General features: G+C 45.0%; 4 protein-coding genes and 1 pseudogene. 3 read left to right on the forward strand and 2 right to left on the reverse strand.

Annotated elements, in window-relative coordinates:
* Together PX484_RS03695 and PX484_RS03700 are read left to right on the forward strand one after the other, a co-directional pair.
* Window positions 1-211: tRNA modifying enzyme MnmG family protein (locus PX484_RS03695; protein ID WP_502882693.1), on the forward strand; the 211-nt coding region annotated here is incomplete at its 5' end.
* A gap of 169 nt (window positions 212-380) precedes the next feature.
* Window positions 381-689: pseudogene (locus tag PX484_RS03700) on the forward strand (transposase); the annotation flags it as partial.
* 227 nt (window positions 690-916) lie between these two features.
* On the opposite strand, the gene tsaE reads toward PX484_RS03700, so the two are convergent.
* The gene (gene tsaE / locus PX484_RS03705) at window positions 917-1,387 is read right to left on the reverse strand and encodes a tRNA (adenosine(37)-N6)-threonylcarbamoyltransferase complex ATPase subunit type 1 TsaE (protein WP_287664441.1); all 471 of its coding nucleotides are present in this window, start codon (window positions 1,385-1,387) and stop codon (window positions 917-919) included.
* 339 nt (window positions 1,388-1,726) lie between these two features.
* Here tsaE and PX484_RS03710 point away from each other — a divergent pair, with 339 nt between their 5' ends.
* Window positions 1,727-2,926, forward strand: coding sequence for a lipid-A-disaccharide synthase-related protein (locus PX484_RS03710; RefSeq protein WP_287764945.1), 1,200 nt, complete (start codon window positions 1,727-1,729; stop codon window positions 2,924-2,926).
* Here PX484_RS03710 and PX484_RS03715 read toward each other — a convergent pair.
* Window positions 2,923-4,503 (reverse strand): glycoside hydrolase family 3 N-terminal domain-containing protein, encoded by a 1,581-nt coding sequence (locus PX484_RS03715; protein WP_287764942.1) that lies wholly within the window; start codon window positions 4,501-4,503, stop codon window positions 2,923-2,925. The two genes, PX484_RS03710 and PX484_RS03715, sit on opposite strands and share 4 nt — an antisense overlap.
* Window positions 4,504-4,524 lie beyond the last annotated feature (21 nt).

The raw sequence follows: 4,524 nt of genomic DNA on the forward strand, positions 1-4,524 counted from the left end.
CCAAATTAGTCGCCACAGTAACCGTCATTTATCCCCCGATATTGACTACATGAAAATCGAAACTTTGTCAATGGAATCGCGGGAAAAATTAACAAAAATTAAACCCGCCACCATCGGCCAAGCCTCGCGAATTGGCGGAGTCAATCCCGCCGATATTAACGCTTTATTAGTGTATCTAGAAATGCGGCAGATGTCGGCAGTTAAAAGTTAGGAAATAATCCTGATTAGTGGATTACTATTGGGAAGACCACCGAAGAATCGAAGTGCTGAACTAATACCAATTCTCCAAAGTCTGACTACAGAAGTTTAATCCCCCTAAATCCCCCTTAAAAAGGGGGACTTAAATTCGATGTGTAGTTTTCATTTAGAGAAATGGTATAAAAAAACAAGCTCAGTTAGATGAAAAGTTTCGCAATCGTATTGAGGGCAAATTTGGACAAGCTAAAAGACGTTTTGGACTCGATAGAGTGATGACTAAACTTTCAGAAACGTCAGAAACTTCTATCGCCATTCCCCTTTTAGTGGTTAATCTTTCTACCCTGCTACGGCAGGTTTTACTGTTTCTTTTTGTCCGAAATCAGAAAAGTTACTGTTTTCGGTCTTTTCTATCAGTTATCTTGATTTTAATTGATAATTATCAACAGAATCACTTATCATTAAAGAAACAGAATTTGCCCTTAGCATCATAACTTTTTTTTCCTATCTGATTTTTTGCCGCAAACCCTAAGTAGCTGGTTATAATTAAATTAAAAATGGATTTTGCCTTTAATCCCCCCTTAATAAGGGGGGTGTCTGACAACTTTTAACGCCTACCTACTTAAGTAGTTTAATCCGATTTGATCGGAGATAACCTGAAAGTAAAATGTTTTAACCTTAGATGGGGAAAGTTAGCGCTAAAGTTTGATTGCTTAAAGAGTCAAGTGCTGATAGCGATTCCTGTGGGGTCCCTATTTTTTTCGTCCCCACCGACAAAATTGAGCAGCGCTCGTCGTCCCTGCTCACCTCGATCGAGTAAAGTAATCTCTAGATAATTTTCCGGCAAAAAAGTTAAACGTTCTGACCATTCGATCGCCACTATCCCTAAATCTACCTCGATTCCCTGCCAATAATTTTCTAGGTACAGCGCCTCGATATCTTGATCCTGCAAACGATACAAATCCAAATGATACAAAGGAAGGCGGCCTTCGCTATACTCGTTAACGAGGGTGAAGGTAGGACTAGCTATAGGCTCTTGAATGCCCAATCCTAGGCCAATTCCCTGTACTAAGGTGGTTTTTCCCGCTCCCAAATCGCCTTTTAATAAAATTACACTGCCAGAGGCCAAGGTTTGCCCCAGTTTTTCGCCTAAATTGACAGTAGCTTCTCGATCGGGTAAGTCGATAATCATTTTTTCCCGTTAGGATGCCCATTAACCACTGATTTTAATATAGCGATCAGAGCAGGTTTCTGACATCCTTGGCTCTGGGGGGCCAAATTTGGTCTTTATGATCGAGAAAAATAGAAGCAGTTAAACTAATCCCTTATGTCTTAGTCTTACCTTTGGTCAAATGGTCGTTATCAGGACAGAGATAGGCGATCGGCGAAACCTTCCGGTAGATTAGACTAAATGGGAGTTGGTTAACTGCTTTTATAAAATTGATTGTTCCCTAACCATCAGCATTGTCTAGGGTCGAAGGGAATAAAACAACCGAAGTTTAGGACTTTAAGCCAGAAGTTAAGGGGAACAGTGAAATTATTATTTTTGAGTAATGGCCACGGTGAAGACGAGATCGCGATCCGGATTATCAAAAGACTGCAATCATCTCCCCACTGTCCCGGTATTACTGCTTTACCCCTCGTGGGTAACGGTTATGCTTATACTCGTCTGGGGATTCCCCTTCTCGATCGAGGTCAAAAAATGCCCTCTGGGGGTTTTATCACCAGGGATGCCAAACAATTATGGCGAGATCTGCGGGAGGGATTATTAGGATTAACCTCCCGTCAATACCGTCTGGTCAGAAATTGGGGCCAAGAAAAGGGAAAAATTGTCGCGGTGGGAGATATCTTACCCCTTGCCCTTGCTTGGTTGAGCGAGACAGATTATGCTTTTGTGGGAACGGCTAAATCAGAATACTATCTCCGGGATGAGCAGGGATGGTTAGATAGTAGCTCGATGATCGATCGCCTCTGGGGTTCCTATTATTATCCCTGGGAACGCTGGTTAATGGCTCATCCTCGCTGTCGGGGGGTTTTTCCCCGGGATAGTTTAACTAGCAAAATTTTACAACAGTGGTCAATTCTCGTTGTCGATGGGGGTAATCCGATGATGGATGACCTTTTACCCTCGATAACGGGCGATTTTCCCCAAGATTGCCTAACTATTCTGCTGCTACCCGGTTCGCGCTTTCCCGAATCTCTCCACAATTGGCAGAAAATTATCGAGGCTGTGGCCGCCATTATCGGCCGTTTTCCCGATTATAAGCTGGAATTTTTGGCAGCGATCGCTCCTTCTCTCCCCCTAGAATCTTTTACGGCTGCTTTAACTTCCCAGGGTTGGGGAGAACATAGCACAAATAAGTTTATTTGTCAAGAGGTATTTATAACTATTTCTCAAAGGGATTACGCCGAATATTTAGGCCGTTGCCATTTAGCGATCGCCATGGCGGGAACTGCCACGGAACAGTTCGTCGGTTTGGGTAAACCGGCGATCACAATTGCGGGATCTGGACCACAGTTTACTGCTCATTTTGCCACACTGCAACAGCGTTTATTAGGCTGTTCAATTCTCTTGGGCGATAGTGCCGAGTCGGTGGCGGACAAGTTAGAATATTTATTACAAAATCCCCCAAAGTGGCAAGAAATCGCCTTTAATGGTCGTCAGAGAATGGGGGCAGCCGGGGCCTCCGATCGCATTGCCCAATGGTTACTAGGCAATTTTTGCCCTTAAACGAAAGTATCGGTCTGATTTTCGCCGCTAGTGGGCCCCTCAAAAATAGTTTCTAGGGCGATTTTTTGGGCGCTTGGTTGTTGTCCGTAGCTGAAAAGATAGGGAATTTCTCCGCTTTGTTGACGAAACCACTGGAAAACGTAGGGACTACCATAAACAATCAATGCTTGAATCTGTCCAGTTTTCAGCAAAGCTTGATAGATAGCTTTTGTTTCCTCCCCTAATCCAGCACTACCCCGAAAAGGATTACCACGGATAAATACTTGTAGGAGAGTCGTTTCTGGGGAGACGAGGGACTGATTAAAGGTGCTACGGTCGATTATTCGGGTTTGATAACCCCATTGTCGGGGCATTGTCACCGCCGGACAAGAGCGATCGAGAAAGTCACAGTTGAGTAAATCATCAATAATGATTAAATTGCGGCCTTGAGTGGCTTTAATCGGTAAATTACCGCTAACTGTTTGGGAATCTTTTAAAATATCGCTGACAATCTCTAGAGCTTGCGGTGCCGCTAAACTGCTTAAGGATTCTAAGGATGGCTGTCTTTGCCCTAATTTTTCCTTTGCTCGTTGAATACGTTGCCAAGAATCATTAATTCTCGCTTCGCTAATTGTACCCGCTTGCACGGCACTATACACCGCTTCGATCGCTTCGATCGGATCGGGAGGCATTAACAGTATATCGGCCCCCGCCTGTACCGCCCTCACTGCTATGGCGGCAGCGCTGGCAATTTTGGTTACTCCTCCCATAATCAGGGCATCAGTCACGATTAAACCCTGAAAACCGAGATTTTGGCGCAGTTTTTCCCCGAGAATTTTCGAGGAAAGAGTGGCGGGAAATTCGGCATCCCAAGCGGGAATTAACAGATGGCCTGACATAATACTATCAACCCCTGACTCGATCGCTGCTTGAAAGGGCGGCAATTCGATCGCTTCTAGGCGATGATGATCGTGGTTGATGATGGGAAGATCGAGATGGGAGTCATTGCTGGTGTCACCGTGGCCGGGAAAATGTTTGGCCGTGGTCAAAACTGGATAGGAATCGGCCCCTAAAATAAAAGCTTGAGCTAGATTAGCGACGATTTCGGGAGTTTCAGCGAAGGAACGAATATTAATAACCGGATTGTCGGGATTATTGTTCACATCGACAATTGGGGCTAAAATCCAGTTAATCCCGATCGCTAGGGCCTCCTTAGCGGTAATTGCTCCCATTTCCTTAGCATATTCTGTGGCTTTTGTCAAGCTTTTTTCGGCTATTTTTCCTAAAGCCATCGGGGGGGGAAACCAAGTAGCGCCGGAAAACCTTTGGCCGACCCCCTCCTCGATATCGGCGGCGATGAGGAGAGGATTATCGCCGGACCAACTTTGTAATTGTTGGCTACGGAAAGCGATTTCGGCGGCGCTACCTCCTAAGAGAATCACCCCACCGAGGTGGAGGGTTTCTAACCAATGTTTCAGGGTGGCGTTGACGGGTTCCCAAGCAGGATAGCGGATTTGTTGGTCAAAGAGATAGCCGGAAGCGCGGACTACTATCATCTGACCAATACGTTCTTTTAGGGATAAAATGCGATCGCTCACTATTCAGTTATCAGTTATCAG

The sequence above is a fragment of the Microcystis sp. M49636_WE2 genome, assembly GCF_030065375.1.
GTDB lineage: Bacteria > Cyanobacteriota > Cyanobacteriia > Cyanobacteriales > Microcystaceae > Microcystis > Microcystis aeruginosa_C.